Here is a 20,078-nt window from a genome sequence, read left to right on the forward strand (position 1 = left end):
CGTGCCCCTCAGGTTACGGCCGTCTCACCCGACATCGACCGAAGAAACGCCCTGACGTGCGAGAACGTCCTGGTGAGCGAGGCGTTCCCGGGCGAGTAGCGTGCCTCCCGCCACGGCACCGGGCATCGCCAGCACCGCGCCCAGCGGAATGAGGAACACCACAAAAACCGAGGCCCCGAAGCCGGCGGAGAGCGCGCGTTCACGCCGCAGCAGCGCGAACTTCTCGCGTCGGCGCAGGCCACGCCGTTCGAGCGGGATCGAGGTCAGCTCCAGCGTGAGGAAGTACCCCGACACGAGGGCCGCCACGACCGGCACCACCGTCTGCCCGACGACCGGCAGGAACCCGAGCGCGAAGAAGAGCACCGCGAACAGGCCCGTGATCAGCCCGACGACGACCGCGTCCCCGAGACCGCGCAGGAGCTGCCGCCACAGCGGGACGTCCACCTCGGCCGGCCGGCCGCCCGCCGACTCCTCGACCCGGCCGGAGATGCTCTCGTAGAACGGCTCGCCGACCAGGAGCGTGACGCCGGTGAACGTGACGATCGAGAGCATCACGGCGGCGGCGAAGACGAGGACGCCCATCAGCAGGCGTACGGTGTCGCGCAGCCCGCTCGACCAGTGGTCGGCGAACGGGCTGGCCGCCTTCACCAGGTCGGAGAGGTAGACGCCGAGGAACGTCAGCGCGACGACGTACAGCACCAGGACGATCAGCGCCGGAATCAGGCCGAACAGCCACTGCCCCGGCCGCCGCGCCACCCAGCCGAGACCGCGGGCGAAGTAGCGCACGCCGGCGAAGAAATCCCTCACGCGCCAAGAGTAGGCGTAGATCGCCCGCCACGTCCGGCGCGTTCCTCGCCGTACCGGCCCTCACGGCGTGGCGGCGGTGTAGCGGGCGGCGAGGGTCCGGAGGTGGGCGACCAGCTCCAGAGGGTCGGCGACGTGGAAGTCGGCGTTCAGCATGCCCAGGTAGACGGCGAGAGTCTCGATGGCGTCCGCGCCGGTGTGCAGGACGCAGGTGTGGTCGTCGACGGACTCGACGGTGCCGACGGCCGGGGTGACGCGCTCGGCGACGTCCTCCTCGGGAAGGTCGCGGGGGGTGAAGCGGGGGCCGGTGGGCACGCGCGGCCGAAGGCGGTCGACGCGGAACGTACGCCAGTCGGCGCGGCCCAGGTCCCAGGCCAGCAGGTACCAACGGCGACCCCAGTTGACCAGGCGGTACGGCTCGACCTCGCGGCGGGTGGCGGCACCGGGATGGGCCGTGTAGTCGAAGCGGAGGCGCTCGTGGGCGCGGCAGGCCGGGGCCACGGCCGTCAGGACGTCCGGGTCCACCACCGGTCCCCGGCGGTCCCTGGGCACGGCCACCATGGCGGCCTGCAACGTGCCGATCCGGCCGCGCAGGCGCGACGGCATGGCCTCTCTTTCGTACGCGACCTGGTGGCGCGCTGGCTCGAGGGCTTCGGCTGGCGGGCCCGGGAGGCGAAGATCAACTCCTTCCCGTAGTTCACCACCGAGATCGACGGCCAGACCATCCACTTCGTGCACGTCCGTTCGGCCGAGCGGGAGGCCACGCCGCTCATCCTCACCCACGGATGGCCCAACACCTTCGTGGAGTACCTGGAGCTCATCGGCCCCCTGACCGACCCGGCCGCGCACGGCGGCGACCCGGCCGACGCCTTCGACGTGGTGATCCCCTCCCTTCCGGGCTTCGGCTTCTCCGGTCGCACCCGCACGAAGGGCTGGAACGCCGCCCGTACCGCCGACGCGTGGGCCGAACTCATGGACCGCCGGGGTGGTCACTGGGCCGCCCACGACGCCCCCGACCTGCTGGTCGACGACCTGCGCGGCTTCTTCCGTCGCTTCCGCGCCGTCGAGCCCGCCCAGGCGTTCAGTGAGCCCCGCTCGACGAGCGCATCCTCGGACGGTCGATCCTAGGGAGACCGCTCCGTTCCTGGACCGTCGACGGCTGAGGCATGGTTCCGGTGTGGCCGTCCGAGGCCCCGCCCGAACGAGGAAGAGCGGTGATCAGGCGATGATGGAATCCGTACTGGAAGTGCCCGGCGCGCGGCTGCGCTATTTCGTACGTGGCTCGGGTCCCCTGCTCGTGCTCATCGCCGGAGGCCATGGGGACGCCGCCGTGAACGACGCCCTCGCCACCCACCTCGCCGACAGGTACACCGTGCTCACCTACGACCGCCGGGGCCTGTCGGGCAGCACCACCGACGCCCCAGGCCCGAGCCTGGCCACGCACGCCGCCGACGTCTCCCACCTGCTGTCCGCCCTCACCACGGAACCCGCCTACGTCTTCGGCAGCAGCATCGGCGCCATGATCTCGCTTGAGCTCACCACCGGCCACCCGGAGCAGGTCGGCGTCGTCGTCGCGCACGAACCGCCCGTCATCCAGCTGTTGCCGGAACCGGAGCGCGCCGTCGCCATCCAGGACCTGCTCGACGTCGAGGAGACGTTCAGGACGGAGGGCTCCCTCCCCGCCCTGCGCAGGTTCGCGGTGTTCGCCGACATCGACCCGACCGACCGTGAGCCCGACGTCGAGATGCGCCCTCCGGGACCGGAACACCTGCCGAACGCGGAGTTCTTCCTCACGTACGACACGCCGGCCGTACGGACCCACGCTCTCGACCTGACCGGGCTCAAGGACTCACCCGCCCGTATCGTGCCCGGCGTCGGTGCGAACTCGAGCCACATCTGGCCGCACAGGTGCGCCCGGTTGTTCGCCGAGGAGCTGGGCCTCCCCTATGAGACGTTCCCCGGCGGGCACAACGGATACCGGTTCCGCCCGCGCGCGACCGCGGAACGGCTCCACCAGGTGCTGGGCGACTAGGCGCGTTCGGCCGCGCGGCGGATGTTGCGTTGCATGTGGCCGAAGACGATTCCGTGGAACGGCCACACGGCCCACCAGTAGAGCTGGCCCGGCAGGCCGCGAGGATGGAACAGCGCCCGCTGCCGGAACCACGTGCGGCCGTCCCGCTCGTCGATCGACAGGTCGAGCCAGGCGAGGCCGGGCAGCCGCATCTCCGCCCGCAGCCGCAGCAGCCGTCCCGGGTCGAGTTCCTCCACGCGCCAGAAGTCCAGCGAGTCGCCGACGCGCAGGTGGTTCGGATCGCGCCGGCCACGTCTCAGGCCGACGCCGCCGGCCAGGCGGTCGAACAGGCCGCGCGCGGCCCAGGCGAGCGGCCAGGAGTACCAGCCGTTCTCCCCGCCGATGCCCTCGATCACCCGCCACAGCGCGTCGGGTGACGCGTTCACCGGCGACTCGCGCACGTCGGTGTACAGGCTGCCGCCGGCCCAGTCCGGGTCGGTCGGCAGGGGGTCGCTCGGCGCGCCGGGCACGGACGCCGACGACCAGCGGGTCGCCACGTCCGCCGTGCCGACGTGTTCGACGGCGAGGCGGACCGCCTCGTCGAAGCCGACCAGCCCCTCCGGCGGGTCCGGCACGTACGCGGCGATGTCGTGCTCGCGGCAGACCACCTCGTGGCGCAGCGACTCGACGAGCGGCCGGGCGACGGGGGCGGGTACCGGCGTGACCAGCCCGATCCACAGGCTGGACAGCCTCGGCGTGAGCGCCGCGACCGGCAGGATCCGGCGCGGGCGCAGGCCGGTGATGGCGGCGTACCTCCGCATCATCTCCTCGTACGTGAGCACGTCCGGGCCGCCGATGTCGAACGACCGGCTGACCTCCGGCGGCAACGCGGCGCACTCGGCGAGGTAGCGCAGCGCGTCGCGGACCGCGATCGGCTGGATCCGGCAGCGCACCCACCGCGGGGTGACCATCACCGGCAGCCGCTCGGTGAGGTACCGCATCAGCTCGAAGGACAGCGAGCCGGACCCGATCACCACCGCGGCCCGCAGCACCGCGGTCGGCACGCCGGACGCGAGCAGGATCTCCCCCACCTCGCCGCGGGAACGCAGGTGCTCCGACGCCCGTTCGGGCCCGGACGGCGGGAGACCGCCGAGGTAGACGATGCGGCGCACGCCGGCGTCCCTGGCGGCGGCCGCGAACGTACGGGCCATGCGTCGGTCGGTCGCGCCGAAGTCGCGGCCGGTGCCGAGGGCGTGGATGAGGTAGTACGCGACGTCGACGCCGTCCAGCGCCCGCCGCGTGGCCTCGGGGTCGGTCAGGTCGGCGCGGACGGTCTCCACCCGCCCGCTCCAGGGGTGGTCGCGCAGCCGTTCGGGGGACCGGGCGGCGCAGCGCACCGCGTGGCCGCACGACAGCAGCTCCGGTACGAGGCGTCCGCCGATGTAGCCCGTGGCCCCGGTGACGAGACAGCGCGTCACGCCGCCCGCCCCTTGCGGAAGCGGGCCAGCCCCTCGTCCAGGTCCACGATGGGGTCCGGATAGTCCAGGCGGCGGCGCCGGTCGTCGGGCAGCAGCCAGGGACGGTGGACCGCCGAGCCCTCGATCTCCCGCAGCTCGGGCACCCAGCGGCGTACGTAGTCGCCCGTCGGGTCGAAGCGTTTCGCCTGGAGGAGTGGGTTGAGGACGACGTTCGGGCGGGTGGCCGCGCCCGTGCCGGCCACCCACTGCCAGTTGAGCTGGTTGTTGGCCACGTCACCGTCGACGAGCCGGTCGAGGAAGTACCGTGCGCCCACCCGCCAGTCGACGTACAGCGTCTTCGCGAGGAAGCTCGCGGTGATCAACCGGCCGCGGTTGTGCATCCAGCCCTCCGTGGCGAGCTGGCGCATCGCGGCGTCGACCACGGGATAGCCGGTACGGCCCGCCCGCCAGGCCTCGGCGTCGTCGCCGTCGGGCCGCCACCGGTCGTTCCGGTGCCGGTAGTCCTCCCGCGCCACGTCGGGGCGGTCGGCGAGCATCTGCCGGTTGAAGTCCCGCCAGGCCACCTGCCGGACGAACGCCTCCGCGCCCGCTCCGCCGCGCTGCCGGGCGCGGTGCACCACCTCGACCGGCGACAGGCAGCCGAAGTGCAGGTACGGCGACAGCCGGGAGGTGGCGTCGCCCGCCAGGTCGTCGTGCAGGTCCTCGTACCGGTCGATCGGGCCGGCCAGCCAGGTCTTCAGGCGGCGCCGCGCCTCGGTCTCCCCGCCGCGGGGCAGGTCGGGCGACGGCGGCCCGCCGGCGAGCCCGGCGGCCTCGGGCAGCGGTTCGGAACCGATGCCGGGCACGGAGATCCTCCTCGGCGCTCCGAGCGGCCGGCGCGTTCCCACGGCGCTCCACTTGCGGAAGTAGGGGGTGAAGACCGCCGCGTGGTCCTTGCCCGCGGGCGACATCGTGCCGGGCGGGATCACGACGACGGCGTCCGCGTGGACGCACAGCTCTCGGCGCATCTCGGTCAGCGCGGCACGCAGGCGTTCCTCGCGGCGCTGGGCGAAGGCGCTGACGTCGCCCGCCACGTGCACCTGCCCCGCGCCGGTCTCCTCGGCGACGCGGCGGACCTCGCGTACGACGTCGCCGGAACGGACCACGAGCCGCCCGCCGCGCTCACGCAGCGCGGCGTCGAGGTCCGCGAGACAGTCGGCGAGGAACGTCGCACGGTTGGGCGTGCGGAAGCCGGCCGCGCGAATCCCCTCATCGAGCACGAACAGGGGAACGACCTGATCCGCGGCGTCGAGCGCGCCGCGCAGCACCGGGCTGTCGTGCGTCCGCAGATCGGCCGTGAACAGAGCGATCGCTACGGTCATCACTCAGACCCTTTCCGCTCCCGGCCCAGATCACTCCGGGTCACGGCTCGCCAGAGGGTAGACCCTGCCCGGCCCGCAGAGGTGGTCCCGCACGCGTTCGACCAGCCCGATGCCGCTCTTGACGATCGTGTGCAGCAAGGGCACCTGCGTTTCGCCGGACGTGGCCCGGCTCGGCGCGCTCGCCTTGGCGTGCTTCGCCTTCTCCCCCAGGGAGACGAGTGTCTCCCTGCTCACGTTCGCGGCCAGCAGCGGGAAGACCCGCTCCTCCTCGTCGGTCATGTGCCGCCGCGCATCGGTGATCAGCCAGGACAGCTGGAGCGAGAAGTGATCGTCGGGCGTGTCGGTCCGTGCGAGCCGTTTGAGGATCTGCTCGGCATGCTCGTGCTCGCCGTGGGCCTCGTCGGCGATCAGGTCACCGTCGGGGAGGTACTCGCGGACGGCCGGGTAGAGGTAGGCCTCCTCGGCCACCGAGTGCCGTACCGACTCGATGATCATCTGGTCGGCCAACGAGCGTCGCAGCGCTTCCCCGCCGGAGAGCACCTCCAGTTCCGTGAACAGCTGGTTCAGTTCTCGGTGATCCTCCGTCAGGACGGTGATCAGATCCTCGGGTGGGTTCATGACGTGCGGTTCTCTCCGCCGTGGCCGCTCAGGTTGGTTCCCGCCCTGCCCGCTGCGCCGCACGGCAAACGTCGCGCGACGCGAATCCGCAGGTGAGAGCCATCTTCGACTCGTGCCGAGCCGGCCGGCGATCTCGCCCATGCCTTGCGACCACCGGCGATGTGGGCGATCCTCCGGATCGGGACACCACGCGCCGCGAGGAGTCAGATGACCATCTGGACGGATCGCCTCGACAAGATCCAGGCCGGTCAGGCCGCCAAGCCACGGGTCGTGGAGATTCTCCGGCTGCCCGACATCGTTTCGTGGCGGCCCGGCCAGGTCGTCACCAAGTGGGAGACCGACGAGGACTTCTTCACGACCGGCGGCCAGCTGTTCGGCGGGTACCTGGGCGCCCTCGCCGACCAGGTCATGGGCCACACCGCGATGTCGGTGCTGGAGGACGAGAACGCCTTCCGCACGGTCCAGATGAACGTCACGTTCTACCGCCCGGTGCGCGCGGGCGTGCTGTGGATCACCGGCAGAGTGACGCACAAGACCCGTCAGGCCGTTCACGTCCAGGTCGACTTCACCGACGCCGACGGCGCGCTGATGTGTTCGGTCACGGGCATTCAGATCGTCTTTCCGAGGACGCCCCGATCGACGCCGTGACGTTCTCGGCCGGCAGGCTCGGCAGGGTGCGCATGTGCGGCAGCGGCGAGGGCAGCAGCCAGGCGGCGCCCGCGACCGCGCCCGCCACGGCGATCAGGAGGGTCGGACGCGGGCCGACCGTCGTGCCGAGGACGCCGGCGGCCAGCGACCCGAGTGGGCGCGCACCGTAGTTGACGGCGCGGTAGGCGCCCGACACCCGCGCCCGCACCCGGTCCGGGATGATCGCGGCGAAGATGGACCCGACCGAGATGTCCAGCATCATGACGCCGATCCCGGAGCCGAACTCGGCCAGGAAGAGCAGCGCCAGCACGGTGTGCCGGCCGCCGCCCGCGGCCGGGATGAGGAACAGCGGGGCCGGGTACACCACGCACCCGGCGATGAACGCCGGCCCGATGCCGATCCGCGCCGCCACCCGGCCCGTGATCGCCGATCCGAGCAGGCCCCCGGCGGCGCCGGCGCTGAGCACGGTCCCGAGCAGCCCCGGCGGCACGTGCAGCGTGGTGGTCGCGTACAGCACGAACAACGCGGCGAACATGTAGGTGAAGAAGTTGATCGTCGCGGTCGCGCCGAGCGCTGCGCGGACCACCCGCGAGCCGGCGATGAACCGGAACCCGCCGACCGGTGAGCTCTCCCGGCCCGGCGCGACGGCCGGCTCGCGGGGCCGGACGCGGTGCAGGAAGAACGCGGACGCCAGGTAGGACAGGCCGTCGGCCAGGAGCGCGGCGGGCGCGGACAGCGCCTGGACGAGAGCGCCGCCGAGGCCGGGCCCGCCGGCGTCCGCCAGAGCGTAGCTGCTGTGCAGGAGGGAGTTGCCGGAGACGTACCGTTCGGGCGGCACGAGTGAGACGAAGAGTGTGCTGTCGGCGACGGCGAACAGCACGCTGAGCGTGCCGACGGCGAACGCGACGGTGTACAGCTGGACGCTGGTCAGTCCCCCGGCCGCGTAGGCGATGGGGATGCTCGCCATCAGGGCGGCCCGGCCCAGGTCCGCGGCTACCATGGTGCGCCGGCGGTGGCCGTACCGGTCGACCAGCACCCCTGCGGGCAGCGAGAACAGCAGGCTCGGCGCCAGCCAGGCCGTCATGAGGTACCCCATCTGCGCCGGCCCCGCGTGCACGACGAGTACACCGGTCAGCGGCAGGGCGATCATCGACACCTCGTCGCCGAGCAGGGAGATCGTCTGGCCCGTCCAGTAACGCCGGAAGGGCGGTTCGGTGAGCAACGGCGGGATCAGCCTGCGCACACGCGATGCCCGGAACCGTGGTCGTTGACCGGTAAGACGGCGAAGGCCCCGTTTCGTCCCCATGCCGACAACGTTCGTTCGTCGGAGGTGCCTTGTAAACGGGGTGTCAGGGGAGCGCTCCCACGCGCGTCAGAGGTGGGAGCCGGAGCTCGACGGCAGGCCCACCCGGTCGGGAACGACCCGGGTCAGGCCGCGGAGCCAGCCCTCCAGGTCCGACGGCCACCAGCGACCGGACGAGAGCCGGCCCAGCGCGTCCGTGACCGCGGCGGCCGACGCGCGGGCCGGTACGACGCGCGACGGGGCGCTGCCCGCCAGGGCGCCGAGCCACCAGTGCCGCCGGGTGACCGGCATGTCGTCGGGGTCGAGCACGAGGTAGTAGTCGGGCAGCGCCAGCCGGTCCGACCGCAGCCCGGCCAGGGCCGCCTCGATGGCGACCTCCAGGCCGCCCACCGGCGCCGCGCCGTCGAAGAGATCGACCCACGCGTCGCCGACCGCCGCCAGCGGGTCCGCGTCGTGCACGACGTACGTCGCCGTGGACCGGTGCACCGCCTCCTCGACCTCCGCCGGGGAGCGCTGCTCGCGGGTGATCGCCCGGACGTTGTGCAGCCCGTCCAGCCCGGAGACGACCGCGCCGGACCGCTCACCCGCCACCACGACCACCGTGCTGCTCAGCCGCCGCATGTATCGGAGTCTAACGACGGTCTCCCGGTGCCCCGGATCAACCGATCGGTGGATCGGCTCGGCCGTACGGCCGGTCCGTGAGTTCAGCCGCCGGCCCATGAGGCCGGGCGATGTGCGCTCACGCTCGCTCTTGCGACGCTGACGGTCACCTGGCCAAGAGAGAAGGGCATCGCATGAACACCCAGCCGGAGACCCGTACCGCCCTCCGCCCCGTGAGGCTGCTCGTCGGCGGCTATCTCCTCCTCAGCCTGGCCACCCTCGTGGCCATCGTCCTGCTCCGCGACCACCACTCCGTCGTGAACGCCGCCGTCTGGGTGCGGGGCACGATCGTCGCCCTCACCTCCCTGCTGATGTTCTCCTTCGTCGCCCGTGCGTCCCGCGGCTCCCGTGCCGCGTTCCTGCGGCTGCGGATCGCCTCGGCCGTCATGGTCGTGGCCATCGTCGTGATCATCTCGCTGCCCGGGACGTTCCCGGTGTGGCTGCGGCTCGAGCAGGGCGTCTGCGGGCTGCTCCTGCTCGGCGTCGTCCTGCTCGTCAACGGCCGGCACCTGCGATCGCTGTTCGCGAGCGCGTGACGAACGCGAACCGCGATGGCGTACGGAACGGTCCCGGTTAGATTGTCCTGGAAATGGCGGCCGTCACCAGGGAGGGCGGAGATGAGCGGTCCGGCACCGCGCGCCCGGCTGAACGCGCGGGAGCAGTGGCCGATGGCGGTCGCCGTTCTCCCGTACCTCCTCCTGGTGCTCCTGGCCGCCGTCACCGTGGCGGAGAAGCACGCGTCGGGCGGCCTCACCTTCGATCTGGTCCTCTGCGCGTTCGCCGCCCTCTGGACGCTCGGCATGGTCACGCTGCGTCCCGCGTGGCGGGACAACCCCGCTGCCATGGCCGTCTTCTTCGCCGTCCTCATGGCGATCGTGGCGGTCCTGGTGGTGCGCGACCCCTGGTGGGGGTTCTTCGCACCCGCCGGATACGTGTTCGCGTTCCGGCTCTTCCTGTGGCCCTGGCGGCTGCTCGCCGTCGCGGCGATGGCGGTCGTGGCGGGCACCGCGCAGGCCTCCACGATCGCCAAGACGACGCTGTTCGGGTTGATCATCTACCTCGCGGTCGTGGTCGCGAACATCCTTCCGATGTGGGGTCTCGCCTGGGTCATCTGGCGCAACGGCGAGCAGAACGACCAGCGGGAGCAGGCCCTCCGCGAGGCCAGGGAGGCGAACCGCAGGCTCGAGGCGAGCCTGGCCGAGAACGCCGGCCTGCACGAACGGCTCGTGGCCCAGGCGCGCGAGGCCGGGATCATGGACGAGCGCCAGCGGATGGCGCGGGAGATCCACGACACCCTCGCCCAGGGGCTGACCGGCATCATCACCCAGCTGCAGGCGGCCGACCAGGCCGGCGAGGACGCCGGAGAGGACGCCGCGGAGTGGCGGCGGCACGTGACGGCGGCGACCCGGCTGGCCAGGGAGAGCCTGACCGAGGCGCGGCGGTCGGTGCACGCGTTGCGCCCCGAGCCCCTGGAGACGGCGCGTCTCAGCGAGGCGCTCACCGGCGTCGCCGGGCGCTGGTCGTCGCTGCACGGACTCGCCGTCGAGGTCACCACGACCGGTACGGCGCGGCCGATGGACCGCGAGGTGGAGGTCGCGCTGCTGCGGACCGCCCAGGAGGCGCTCGCCAACGTGGCCAGGCACGCGCGGGCGACCAGAGTCGGGGTGACCCTGTCGTACATGGAGAACGAGGTCGCGTTGGACGTACGGGACGACGGGTGCGGGTTCGACCCGGCGAAGATGACCGGCGAGCGTACGGAGACGGGCGGCGGGTTCGGCCTCGTCGCGATGCGGCAGCGGATCGAGGGCCTGTCCGGGACGCTCCAGGTCGAGTCGGAGCCGGGCGGGGGCACGGGCATCTCCGCCTGCGTCCCGGCCGCGGAGGCCTCCGCATGAGCCGCCCCGAAGGCCCGATCAGGCTGCTGATCGCCGACGATCACCCGGTGGTGAGAGACGGCCTGAGCAGCCTGTTCGCGCGTGACCCCGATTTCGAGGTGGTCGGCGAGGCCGGCGACGGCGCCGAGGCCGTCCGGCTCGCCGGCGACCTGCGGCCCGACGTGATCCTGATGGACCTGCGGATGCCCGGCATGGACGGCGTGACGGCCATCGCCGAGCTGGCCCGCCAGGGCACGGCGGCGCGCGTCCTCGTGCTCACGACCTACGACACCGACAGCCACGTACTGCCGGCGATCGAGGCGGGCGCCACCGGCTACCTGCTCAAGGACGCCCCGCGTGCGGAACTGCTGCGGGCGGTGCGCGCGGCCGCCCACGGCGAGGCGGTCCTCTCCCCGTCGGTGGCGTCCCGGCTGATGAACCGGGTCCGCACTCCGGGCTCGGGACCGCTCAGCCGGCGGGAGATCGAGGTGCTGGAGCTCGTCGCGGCCGGATCCACCAACCGGCAGGCCGCGGCCCGCCTCTTCATCACCGAGGCCACGGTCAAGACGCACCTGCTCAACATCTACGCCAAGCTGGGCGTCGGCGACCGCGCCGCGGCCGTCGCCGAGGCGTACAACCGCGGCCTGCTCCTCCCCGGCCCACCGGAGCGACCCGGGAACGCCTAGGCCCAGCCGTATCTTGATGCCGGTGATTCGATGCGGCCTATACGCGGAGTGCCTCGGTTGTGGCACGAGCGAGGGTGGCGAGCTGATGGTGGTCCGCGGCCGGCCATGACGCGAGATGCCCCGTGATCGCCGTGCTGACCGCTCGCCTGAAGCGGGTGACCAGCTCCCTGCCCTGACCGGTGAGGATGACCTGGGAGACCCGGCGGTCGTCGGGGTTCGGCCGTCGCTGTATCAGCTCACGCCGTTCCAGCCGATCGACCAGGCCGGTGATGTTCGCCTTGTCGCAGTGCATCCGGTTCGCCAACTCGCCATGGGTCAGCTCCTGGGGAGCCACCAGCGTGAGCAACTGGGCCTGCTGAGGAGTGAGCCCGAGTTCGCGGCTGGCGGCGGCCCTCACTGCCTCGACCACGCAGCACAGTTCAAGCAGTGCCTCCGCGAGATCCGGACTGTGTGATGCGCATGCCATGCGTAGAGAGTACTTGACAGTTAAGGAGTTCAACTATCTAGTATGTGATCTTAACTGTTTAGGTCACATACTATTGGAGCGTCATGCCACTGGACACGACCGATCGAGTCGCTGTTGTCACTGGGAGCTCACGAGGGATCGGCCGGGCCGTTGCGCTCCAACTTGCCGCCGCAGGGACGGCCGTCGTGGTCAACTACCGCAGCGACGCGTCCTCGGCGAAGCGGGCGGTCGCCGAGATCGAGGCAGGCGGCGGCCGCGCCATGATGGTGCGCGCGGACGCCGCCGACCCAGAGGCACTCCGCACACTGTTCGACGCGGCCGAGCACCACTACGGTCGCTTGGACGTGCTGGTGCACAACGCTGCCGGCTTCGTGCGCGGTCCGCTGACCGCGGCCACCGATCGTGACTACCTCCACGCCTTCTCGCTGAACGCCCACGCCACATTCGTCGCGCTGCGCGAGGCCGGGCGCAAAATGCGCGACGGCGGCCGGATCGTCTTCATCTCCTCCGCGGCCACCCGCGTCAATCCGCAGGGAGAAGCCCTCTACGCGGCCAGCAAGGCCGCCGGTGAACACCTCGTCCGCACCGTCGCCCGTGAACTCGGCGCCCGCCGCATCACTGTCAACAGCGTGCTACCCGGACCGACCAACACCGATGGATTCGCATCGGCATCCGCTCCCGTTGAAGCGCTCATCGCCCAGACCCCGCTCGGCCGGCTGGCGGAGCCGGCCGACATCGCGGAAGTCGTCAACTTCCTCGCCTCCGATGCGGCCAGGTGGATAACCGGCCAAAGCATCACCGTCGACGGCGGCCTGTGCTGACCCACCCCCTTCCACCGACCCCGCCGACGCCGAACCCACGCCACGCGACTCCCCGTGATTCACGAGGCACGCCCTAGAACACCGGCGCGCCGTCGCGTACGAGCCTCCAGTTCTCCACGTGGAAGGTGGCCGGGTCGATGGTCTTGGCCTCCGAGGCGTACGCGACGATCGCCTCACGGATCGCGACCTGCGCGTTGTAGACGACCGGCGCGGTGGTGATGTGCGGGAAGCCGCCGCCGCCGGACTGGCGGTAGTTGTTGACCGCGACCACGAACTTCTGGTCGTCGGTCACCGGCGTGCCGTCATAGGCGAGGCCGGAGATCCGCGAGCCCTCGGGCTTGGCGATGTCCACCTCGTACGTGACGCCGGAGAGCTGGTCGTAGTTGTAGTCGGGCAGGTTGTGGGCGTTGGTCCACGACGCCGGGTCGACCGGGGCGTCCGCCGCGACCTGCTTGTAGTACCGCGCCGAGTACTCCAGGTAGTCCTTGACCTGGGCGCCGGTCAGGACGCTCGCCAGCAGGGTGTTGTCGTAGATGTAGAGCCCGGCGATGTCCTTGATCGTCACCTGTCCGGCCGGGAAGGTGGCGGCGCGGTTGAACGGCGCGGCGATGGAGAGCACCGGCAGCGAGGCGTCGGCCGTGCCGGCCAGGGCCTTCTTGACCGTCTCGGTCTGCACCACGTTGACGTAGTCCAGGATCGCGGTGTCCTTCCAGCAGGACTCGGCCGCGGACATCGCCTCGGTGGACGTGGCGACGTCCTTGTTGACGTACGCGACCACCGCGTCGTGCTGCTTCATGACCAGCGCGACCAGCTTGGGGTCGTCCTGCACCGTGTTGGTGTTCACCGTGGTCGCCGACTTGCCGGTGACCTTCCAGCGGCCCCGGTCGCGGGTCAGCGTGAGGTCGAAGACGGACAGCCGCTCGCCCCAGCACATCGGCTCGCTCATCACGACGGTCTCGCCGGTGGCCTTGTTGGTGACGAACCGCTCGGAGACGTCGATGTGCGCGTGGCCGAAGAGGATGGCGTCGATGCCGGGCACCTCCTCGGCGACCATCGCGGCGGCGTTCTCCACCGGGATGTCGCCGGTGTAGGACGACAGGCCGCTGTCACCGGCGTGCGCGCTGACGACCATGACGTCGACGCCCTGGGCGCGGATCTTCGGGACCCACCGTTTGGCGGTCTCCACCAGGTCCAAGAAGTCCAGCTTGCCGGAGACGTTCGCCTTGTCCCAGATGGCGACGCCCGGGTTGGTCAGCCCGAGCAGCCCGACCCTGATCGGCGGGTGCCCGTGGACGCGCATCGTCTTGATGATGTACGGGCGGTACGCCGGCCGGTCGGTCCCCGCGTGCACGGCGTTGGCCGCCAGCACCGGCGCGCGCATCTGCTTGATCCAGGCGTCCAGCAGCGGAAGGCCGTAGTTGAACTCGTGGTTGCCGAGCGCCACCGCGTCGAAGCCGATGGCGTTCATCTGCAGCGCCATCGGGTGGACCTGGCCGGTCTCGGTGAACGGCTCCACCGTGGCGTAGTAGAAGCCCAGCGGCGTGCCCTGGATGGTGTCGCCCGCGTCGAACAGCAGGGTGTGCTCGCGCCCGCGGTCCTTGCGGATCTGGTTCACCAGGCTCGACACCCGTGCCAGGCCGACCGCGTTCCCCGCGCTGTCGCTGTACGCCGCGTCCTTGTAGTAGTCCCAGTCGAGGGCGTGGCTGTGGATGTCGGAGGTACCCATGACCGTGATGGTCACGGAGTTCTTGGCGCCCTTGCCGGCCGTGGCCGCCTCGGCCGCCCCGGGCCAGCCCGCGAGGGCGAGCGCGCTCGTCGCGGTCAACCCGCCGAGCACCTGCCGGCGACTGACGCCCCGACGCTGCTCGGCGTCGTCCGGTATGCGGCAGGAACACCACCGAGGCGCGGGGCCGGGCCGACTGTTCTCCATGGCGTACGTGTTCCTTTCCGTGGGCGAGCGTCGCCACCCTAGAGGTCGCACGCCGCTTTCGAACCGGTGAGATGTTCCCATCCGTACGCCCGATCGTTGGCACTCCCCGGTCTTGCCAGGCGAACGCGGCCCGCGTCCGGGGCCGGAACGCCGTACCCCTCGTCCTGGCCGCCGCCGTGGGTGCCCTGCTCGGGCTCGTCCAGGGCTTCCGGGAGACGTTCCCGGACGCGCGGCCGGTTCGCGGCCGTCTACAATCCCACGACCGGGCCGCGACGCCCGGCGACATCGATCCGCGGCGGTCGGTCCTCATCGGTGATCTCGGCCACGAGATGCCGTTCGCGCTGGACTTCCGCACGTCCTGGGGCCGTCCCAGGGTCGTCTACCTCACGATCGGGACCGACCGGTGGATACCCGTGGCGCCGGACGCCGAGGTGCTGCTGGACCGGCTCGGCCTGAGCGGTAAGAATTTCAGGACAAGGGGGTGAGCCGATGACCACGGAACCACCGGACGCCGCTCGCCGGTCGCCGCGTGTTCTGGCCGTGGCCTGGGGGCGTATGGAGGTCGAGACCCTCGGCACCGGACGCGACTTCATCCTGTATCCCGGCGGAGGACGGCCCTGGGACTGGAAGGAGACGGGCACCCACCACGATCCCGGCATCCAGCCGGCCGACGTGACCGACCTTCTCGCGCACGGAGCCACGGTCGTCGTCCTGAGCCGCGGCATGGAGTGCCGCCTCGGCACGTGCCCCGAGACCCTCGACCTGCTCCGCGCCCAGAACATCGAGGTCCACGTCGAGGAGACCCGCAAGGCCGTCGAGCTCTACAACGACCTGGCCGCCTCCCGGCCGGTCGGCGGCCTGTTCCACTCGACCTGTTAGCCGCTCACGCGATCGGCGTCACCAGCGCACGCAGCGGGCCGGGCCACCGAGGGCCGTCGTACACCCGCTCGGGCACCAGGTAACGGTCGGCGCCGACGGGTCGGATGCGCTCGTCGTCGACCGGCAGCAGGACGAGGTCCAGGGAGAACGGCCGTGCCCTGCGCCCTAGCCGATCCTCGATCTCGGTCACCACCTGGCCGTTCCGGACATCCCGCCGCGGGACCGAGGCCACTCCCGCGCGCTTCCGTGCGGCGTGCCACCGATGTGCCTCCGCCCAGCGCTCGGCCACGACGCGGCTCAGCGCCGTCCTCGCGGCGTCGACCGGCTCGGTCGGCGGTTCGGCGCCGACCAGGGACCGCCACCAGGCCGACCAGGCCTCGGCCAGTTCTCCGGCGTCCGCGGGATCCGTACTCCGGTGCGGCAGCGGCTCGACGATCGGTGGCCCGGGTATCGCGGGCCCAGCCTCCACCTGGATACGTTCGGCGGCACGGAACCACAGCGCCACGTCGTACGGCGCCGACCACCGCTCGACGCGCATCCGCCACGACGCCGAGCCCGCTCGCCGCATCATCGCTCCCGGCGGTGGGCGCGGGACCACAGGGCCGGCCAGCCGCCCGCGCCCAGCCACGAGGCGGGGACGCGCAGGCCGTGTTCGGCGATCGCGTCCCAGAACCGCCCGGTGTCGGCGTCCATCTCGCGGGCGAGCGGGAACGCGCGCTGCCACGGGCCGTCCTCGTCGGCGAGGGAGGTCGCGGGATGGCCGGGCACGGTGACCGCGCGCGGCGGCGCCACGGGGGTCAGGTCGACCGCGGGAGCGCGGCACGTGACCATGACGGTGAGGGCGCAGAGCAGCGGCTCGGCCGGGCGGCCCGCGATGGCGCGGGCGATGACCGGGTCGTCGCGGTTCGCCAGTTCACCGATCGCCCGGCGCGTGGCACGCGCGACCAGGTCGAGCGCGTACGCGTCGGCCACCGCCGGCAGTTTGACCAGCTTGCGCAGTGACTTGGGCAGCGGAGACCCGTCCACGAGCAGCGAGAGACCGTCGAACCGGTCCCGTACGGCGGGGTCCAGGGCCTCGACCGCGGTCGTCAGCGGGCGGATCCCGCCGGCCGCCCACAGCGCGTCGAGGTCGACGGCACCGGCGTCCAGCGCGCGCCGGCACGCGTCGGCGAGGCGCGCCGGGCCGAGGCGCCGCAGCCGCGTGAGGGCGGCCTCCGGCGGTGTGCCGGCGAGGCGGGCGAAGGTGCCGAGCGCCTCCTCATCCCACGCGCGGCGCGCGAGAGCGTCGAGCGCCGGTCCGGTCTCCTCGATCAGACGGGACGCGGAGCGCTTACGGGCAGGGCGTACGGGCGGTGCGTCATCCGGCTGCGCGCCATCGGCCGCGGCGACATCGGCCGACTTGCCGGGGATCGTGTCGACCCAGTCCCTGAACCGCTTCTCCAGGGCCGGGTCGGGCGAGTTGTTGAACCTCGCCGCGATCTCCCCCACCCGCCAGCCGCGTGCCGCGGGACGGCGCGCGACCAGCTCGGCGTTGACGAGAAGGGTGCCGTCCTCGCCGTACAGCCCGGCCAGGCAGGACCGGCCCGTCCTGGCCTCCTCCAGGTAGTACGACCCGGCGATGCAGTTGCCCATGTACTCCGACCACTCGGCCAGCGTGCGGGCGTCGCGGGCCAGCCGGAAGCGGACCCCGGTGCCGGGCACGGCCGTACCGTCCAGCGCGGCCAGGAGCGCCGGTACGGCGAACTCGCCGGTGAGCGCCTCGGCGATCGCGGTGCCGGCCAGCAGCCCCTCGGTGAGGCCACGCCAGGTCCGGACGCCCTTGGGCGGCGTGCCGCCGAGCGCGACGAGCTGCGCGGCGCCCGAAACGGCCAGCGTCACCGAGTCCAGCCGTGGGGTCAGCGGCTCGTCCGGCGGCGGCGGATCGTGGTCGAACCACGGCGCTCCGGTGCCCGGCGTCACCCGCGCGGCGTCATGCCCGTACAGCTCGGCCAGGGCGTCGATGAGGTCGGCGTACCAGAGCAGGTCGCCGACCATCTCCACGCCGGCGGCGTCCGCCGAGGCCGCGAGCCGCCGGGACAGCGGCTCCTCGGGCCCGAGGAGCGGTGCGGTCCAGGGCTGGATGCCGTCCCACGCGGCGGGCGGGCGGCCGTACCCGGCCCCGGCGCGCCAGTTCCGCAGGTCCGACCGGGCCCAGCGCTGCCGTACGCGCTCCGGGACGTCCGTGTAGTCGTAGAGCAGTTCCGCCGCCGTCTCGATCACGAGGAGGGCGAAGTCGCGGGCGCACGCCAGCCGCGGCCGGATGTAGCCCGCGAACTTCGCGTCGTGGGGCGTACCGTCGGTCAGCCTGCGGTGGATGTCGTGGACGTACGCGATGGGATGGGCCGGCAGACCGGTGAGGCCCGGCACCCGGCGGGTGGGCTGCGTCGGGGCCCGTCCGGTCTCGGCGTCGGCGGCGCGGATGAGCGCGGCGGAACGCGCCAGGCCGTCCTCCAGGCCGTGGTCGGCGACGGCCACCGCGGTACGCAGCAGGGCGGTCGTGGCGAGCGCGTCCTGCAGGAGCCGGGCCAGCACCTCCGACCAGTACGCGTCGGGCGGGATCCACCGCGCGGCGGCGGCCAGCGACGGCTGCCGGCCCTCGTACGTCCCGAGCCACCTCAGGATCAGCTCGTCGTCATCGTGGCGGCGGCGCCGCCGAAGGTCGCCGACCCGGTCGTGGCGACTCTGCGTGGCGAGCCGCCGTTCCCGCCGCGCGAGGCCGGCGTGATGCTCCAGCACCTGGGCCCACAGGTCGAGGACCAGCTCCAGCCGGCGCGGACGTGGCACCGGCTCGAGCACCTGCCGCAGGTGGTGGGCGAGCGCCGAGGGCGGACCGTCCGGGGTGAGGGTCTCCGGTGCCCGCAGGGCGAGAACCTGCTCCACCTGCTCCGGCCCGAGCGTGTCGCTGGCCGCGACGGCGAGATGCAGCGCCGCCCATCGGCCCTCGCTCATCGCCCGCGCCGCGGCGGCCCCGACCCGCCTGGTCACCGCGGGCCCGAACAACGCCACGAGGAACCCGGCACGGTCACCGAGACGATGCGCGTTCTCCACTCCGAGGACACGCAGGGCCGCCAGTACGGCGTCGCGCTGGTCCCCGCGCGCCCCGTCCAGCCGTGCGGACCGGAAACCCTCGCCGAGGTCGACGTTGGCGCCCGCGGCGACGACACCACCGGCCGCCACCAGCCGGCCGAGCTCATCGACCGCGTGCCGGACCTGCTCGTCGGTGGCCTCGGCCGGCCCGAGAACGACGGCCGCGCCGGCGGGCGCCTCGGCGGCGTGCACCGGCCCCGGCGATCCGGCGACCCAGACACACCGGCCGTCGGCCACCACACCGCCCGCGAGCCGGATCTTCATTCGGCCCATCATCGCGGACGCCATCGGACAGGCCAACGCGATTTCCCCAAGAAGCCCGCCATCGCGGCGTTCCAGTTCTTCCAGCTCTTAATGGGCGTCTGGAAGTCATCCACAGCCTTCACGTCCCAGCTTCCGGCGCCGGGGGTCAGGCTGGACAATAGAAGTGGGGTCGGCCCCCAGGGCGGGCGGGCCTCACCCGCGCGCGCCTCACCCGCGGGCCTCACCCGCGCGCCTCACCACCGGCGGATGGTCAGGTGCTCGCCGTCGCGGTGGAGTTCGACCGCTCCCGTGCCGGCGAAGTGTGCGGGTACGACGAGTTCGCCCAGGTCGGCGGCGCGTTCCAGGACGGCGCGGCGGGTGGAGGCCGCCTGCGCGGGGTTCTCGCAGAAGCAGCTGCTGTACGCGGGCTCGAGGATCTGCACCGGACTGTGCAGCAGGTCACCGACGAACACGGCGCGGTCCGAGCCGGAGGACAACCGGACGATCGAGGAGCCGGGAGTGTGGCCCGGCGCGGGCTCCAGTGCGAGGTTCCGGTCGATCCGGTACTCCTCCTCCCACAGCACGGCCCGGTCGAGCACGGGCGCGACGCTGTCGGCGTACACGATGCGGCTGCCCTCCCGGCGGAGCCGGTCGTGCTCGTCGCGTACGGCGGGACGGCGGTGGGCGTTGCGGGGGTCGAAGAACTCCTGGTCGGCCCGTGGGATCAGGTACGTCGCGTTCGGGAACGCCGGCACCCACTCGTCGTTCTCCCGCCGGGTGTTCCAGCCGACGTGGTCGTAGTGGATGTGCGTGTTGACGACGACGTCCACGTCCTCCGGCCGTACTCCGGCCTCGGCGAGCCGGTCCAGGAAGGGGGTCCGCAGGTGGTCGAAGAGCGGGATCTGCGGCCGGTGCCGGTCGTTGCCCACTCCGGTGTCGACGAGGACGACCTTGCCCTCGCTGCGCAGCAGCCACGTCTGCACGGCGCCGCGATATTCGTCCGTGTCGGGATCCCAGTGGTCCGGCGCGAGCCAGGACCGGTTATCCCGCCAGATCTCCGGTGTGCTGTCCGGAACGATGAAGCGGGCGGGGGCGATCGCGCCCTGCCACTCGACGATCTTCGTGACCTCGACCTCGCCCAGCTGAAAACCACTCATGGGATTCACGCTA

At 72.2% G+C, this 20,078-nt stretch carries 21 protein-coding genes; 9 read left to right on the plus strand and 12 right to left on the minus strand.

Going from position 1 to position 20,078, the window contains the following annotated elements; all coding sequences use genetic code 11:
* Positions 1-24: 24 nt before the first annotated feature.
* Both ACQEV1_RS46985 and ACQEV1_RS46990 read right to left on the minus strand, forming a co-directional pair.
* Positions 25-807, minus strand: coding sequence for an EI24 domain-containing protein (locus ACQEV1_RS46985; RefSeq protein WP_433403995.1), 783 nt, complete (start codon positions 805-807; stop codon positions 25-27).
* Between the two features lie 60 nt (positions 808-867).
* Positions 868-1,410 carry a helix-turn-helix transcriptional regulator gene (locus ACQEV1_RS46990; RefSeq protein WP_433403997.1) on the minus strand — a complete coding sequence of 181 codons (543 nt, stop codon included), beginning with the start codon at positions 1,408-1,410 and terminating at the stop codon, positions 868-870.
* A 126-nt stretch (positions 1,411-1,536) separates the two neighbouring features.
* On the opposite strand from ACQEV1_RS46990, the gene ACQEV1_RS46995 reads away from it, so the two are divergent.
* Positions 1,537-1,932, plus strand: coding sequence for an alpha/beta fold hydrolase (locus ACQEV1_RS46995; RefSeq protein WP_433404000.1), 396 nt, complete (start codon positions 1,537-1,539; stop codon positions 1,930-1,932).
* Positions 1,933-2,029: 97 nt separating this feature from the next.
* Positions 2,030-2,836, plus strand: coding sequence for an alpha/beta fold hydrolase (locus tag ACQEV1_RS47000; protein ID WP_433404002.1), 807 nt, complete (start codon positions 2,030-2,032; stop codon positions 2,834-2,836).
* Here ACQEV1_RS47000 and ACQEV1_RS47005 read toward each other — a convergent pair.
* The 3 genes from ACQEV1_RS47005 to ACQEV1_RS47015 are packed head-to-tail and all read right to left on the minus strand — an operon-like array spanning position 2,833 to position 6,272.
* Entirely contained in the window at positions 2,833-4,293 is a 1,461-nt protein-coding gene (locus tag ACQEV1_RS47005) for an SDR family oxidoreductase (protein WP_433404004.1), read from the minus strand. The two genes, ACQEV1_RS47000 and ACQEV1_RS47005, sit on opposite strands and share 4 nt — an antisense overlap.
* Positions 4,290-5,654: a cryptochrome/photolyase family protein gene (locus ACQEV1_RS47010; RefSeq protein ID WP_433404006.1), complete on the minus strand. Its 1,365-nt coding sequence runs from the start codon at positions 5,652-5,654 to the stop codon at positions 4,290-4,292. Before ACQEV1_RS47010 ends, ACQEV1_RS47005 begins: the two co-directional genes overlap by 4 nt.
* A 30-nt stretch (positions 5,655-5,684) precedes the next feature.
* Entirely contained in the window at positions 5,685-6,272 is a 588-nt protein-coding gene (locus ACQEV1_RS47015; protein WP_433404008.1) for a hemerythrin domain-containing protein, read from the minus strand.
* A 207-nt stretch (positions 6,273-6,479) separates the two neighbouring features.
* Here ACQEV1_RS47015 and ACQEV1_RS47020 point away from each other — a divergent pair, with 207 nt between their 5' ends.
* Positions 6,480-6,920, plus strand: coding sequence for a PaaI family thioesterase (locus ACQEV1_RS47020; protein WP_285635613.1), 441 nt, complete (start codon positions 6,480-6,482; stop codon positions 6,918-6,920).
* Here ACQEV1_RS47020 and ACQEV1_RS47025 read toward each other — a convergent pair.
* Complete coding sequence (locus ACQEV1_RS47025; protein WP_285635616.1) at positions 6,871-8,163, minus strand: MFS transporter; 1,293 nt, start codon at positions 8,161-8,163, stop codon at positions 6,871-6,873. The genes ACQEV1_RS47020 and ACQEV1_RS47025 overlap by 50 nt on opposite strands.
* Before the next feature lie 129 nt (positions 8,164-8,292).
* Positions 8,293-8,844, minus strand: coding sequence for a hypothetical protein (locus tag ACQEV1_RS47030; protein WP_433404012.1), 552 nt, complete (start codon positions 8,842-8,844; stop codon positions 8,293-8,295).
* A gap of 173 nt (positions 8,845-9,017) precedes the next feature.
* Here ACQEV1_RS47030 and ACQEV1_RS47035 point away from each other — a divergent pair, with 173 nt between their 5' ends.
* From ACQEV1_RS47035 to ACQEV1_RS47045, 3 genes are all read left to right on the plus strand, one after another.
* Positions 9,018-9,419, plus strand: a complete 402-nt coding sequence (locus ACQEV1_RS47035) for a hypothetical protein (protein WP_433404013.1) — start codon at positions 9,018-9,020, stop codon at positions 9,417-9,419.
* A gap of 81 nt (positions 9,420-9,500) precedes the next feature.
* Positions 9,501-10,778, plus strand: a complete 1,278-nt coding sequence (locus ACQEV1_RS47040; protein WP_433404015.1) for a sensor histidine kinase — start codon at positions 9,501-9,503, stop codon at positions 10,776-10,778.
* Positions 10,775-11,443, plus strand: coding sequence for a response regulator (locus tag ACQEV1_RS47045; protein ID WP_433404018.1), 669 nt, complete (start codon positions 10,775-10,777; stop codon positions 11,441-11,443). Before ACQEV1_RS47040 ends, ACQEV1_RS47045 begins: the two co-directional genes overlap by 4 nt.
* Positions 11,444-11,480: 37 nt before the next feature.
* On the opposite strand, the gene ACQEV1_RS47050 is transcribed toward ACQEV1_RS47045, so the two are convergent.
* Positions 11,481-11,909, minus strand: a complete 429-nt coding sequence (locus ACQEV1_RS47050; protein ID WP_433404021.1) for a MarR family winged helix-turn-helix transcriptional regulator — start codon at positions 11,907-11,909, stop codon at positions 11,481-11,483.
* 83 nt (positions 11,910-11,992) lie between these two features.
* Between ACQEV1_RS47050 and ACQEV1_RS47055 the strand changes: the two genes are divergently transcribed.
* Complete coding sequence (locus ACQEV1_RS47055) at positions 11,993-12,730, plus strand: SDR family oxidoreductase (RefSeq protein ID WP_433404023.1); 738 nt, start codon at positions 11,993-11,995, stop codon at positions 12,728-12,730.
* Between the two features lie 73 nt (positions 12,731-12,803).
* Here the strand turns inward: ACQEV1_RS47055 and ACQEV1_RS47060 are convergent, their stop codons facing one another.
* Positions 12,804-14,555, minus strand: a complete 1,752-nt coding sequence (locus tag ACQEV1_RS47060) for a bifunctional metallophosphatase/5'-nucleotidase (protein WP_433404025.1) — start codon at positions 14,553-14,555, stop codon at positions 12,804-12,806.
* 176 nt (positions 14,556-14,731) lie between these two features.
* Here ACQEV1_RS47060 and ACQEV1_RS47065 point away from each other — a divergent pair, with 176 nt between their 5' ends.
* On the plus strand, positions 14,732-15,145 hold the full coding sequence (locus ACQEV1_RS47065; protein WP_433404028.1) for a hypothetical protein: 414 nt from the start codon (positions 14,732-14,734) through the stop codon (positions 15,143-15,145).
* A gap of 4 nt (positions 15,146-15,149) precedes the next feature.
* A complete protein-coding gene (locus ACQEV1_RS47070; RefSeq protein WP_285635643.1) occupies positions 15,150-15,539 on the plus strand; it encodes an Mth938-like domain-containing protein in 390 nt (129 codons plus the stop codon).
* Between the two features lie 4 nt (positions 15,540-15,543).
* Here ACQEV1_RS47070 and ACQEV1_RS47075 read toward each other — a convergent pair whose 3' ends face one another.
* The 3 genes from ACQEV1_RS47075 to ACQEV1_RS47085 form a co-directional block, all read right to left on the minus strand.
* Complete coding sequence (locus ACQEV1_RS47075) at positions 15,544-16,107, minus strand: hypothetical protein (protein ID WP_433404030.1); 564 nt, start codon at positions 16,105-16,107, stop codon at positions 15,544-15,546.
* A complete protein-coding gene (locus ACQEV1_RS47080) occupies positions 16,107-18,929 on the minus strand; it encodes a hypothetical protein (RefSeq protein ID WP_433404033.1) in 2,823 nt (940 codons plus the stop codon). The genes ACQEV1_RS47075 and ACQEV1_RS47080 overlap by 1 nt, the downstream gene beginning before the upstream one ends.
* A 233-nt stretch (positions 18,930-19,162) precedes the next feature.
* Entirely contained in the window at positions 19,163-20,065 is a 903-nt protein-coding gene (locus ACQEV1_RS47085) for an MBL fold metallo-hydrolase (RefSeq protein WP_285635652.1), read from the minus strand.
* Positions 20,066-20,078 lie beyond the last annotated feature (13 nt).

This window comes from Actinoallomurus sp. CA-142502, from assembly GCF_050936355.1.
Classification (GTDB): domain Bacteria; phylum Actinomycetota; class Actinomycetes; order Streptosporangiales; family Streptosporangiaceae; genus Actinoallomurus; species Actinoallomurus iriomotensis.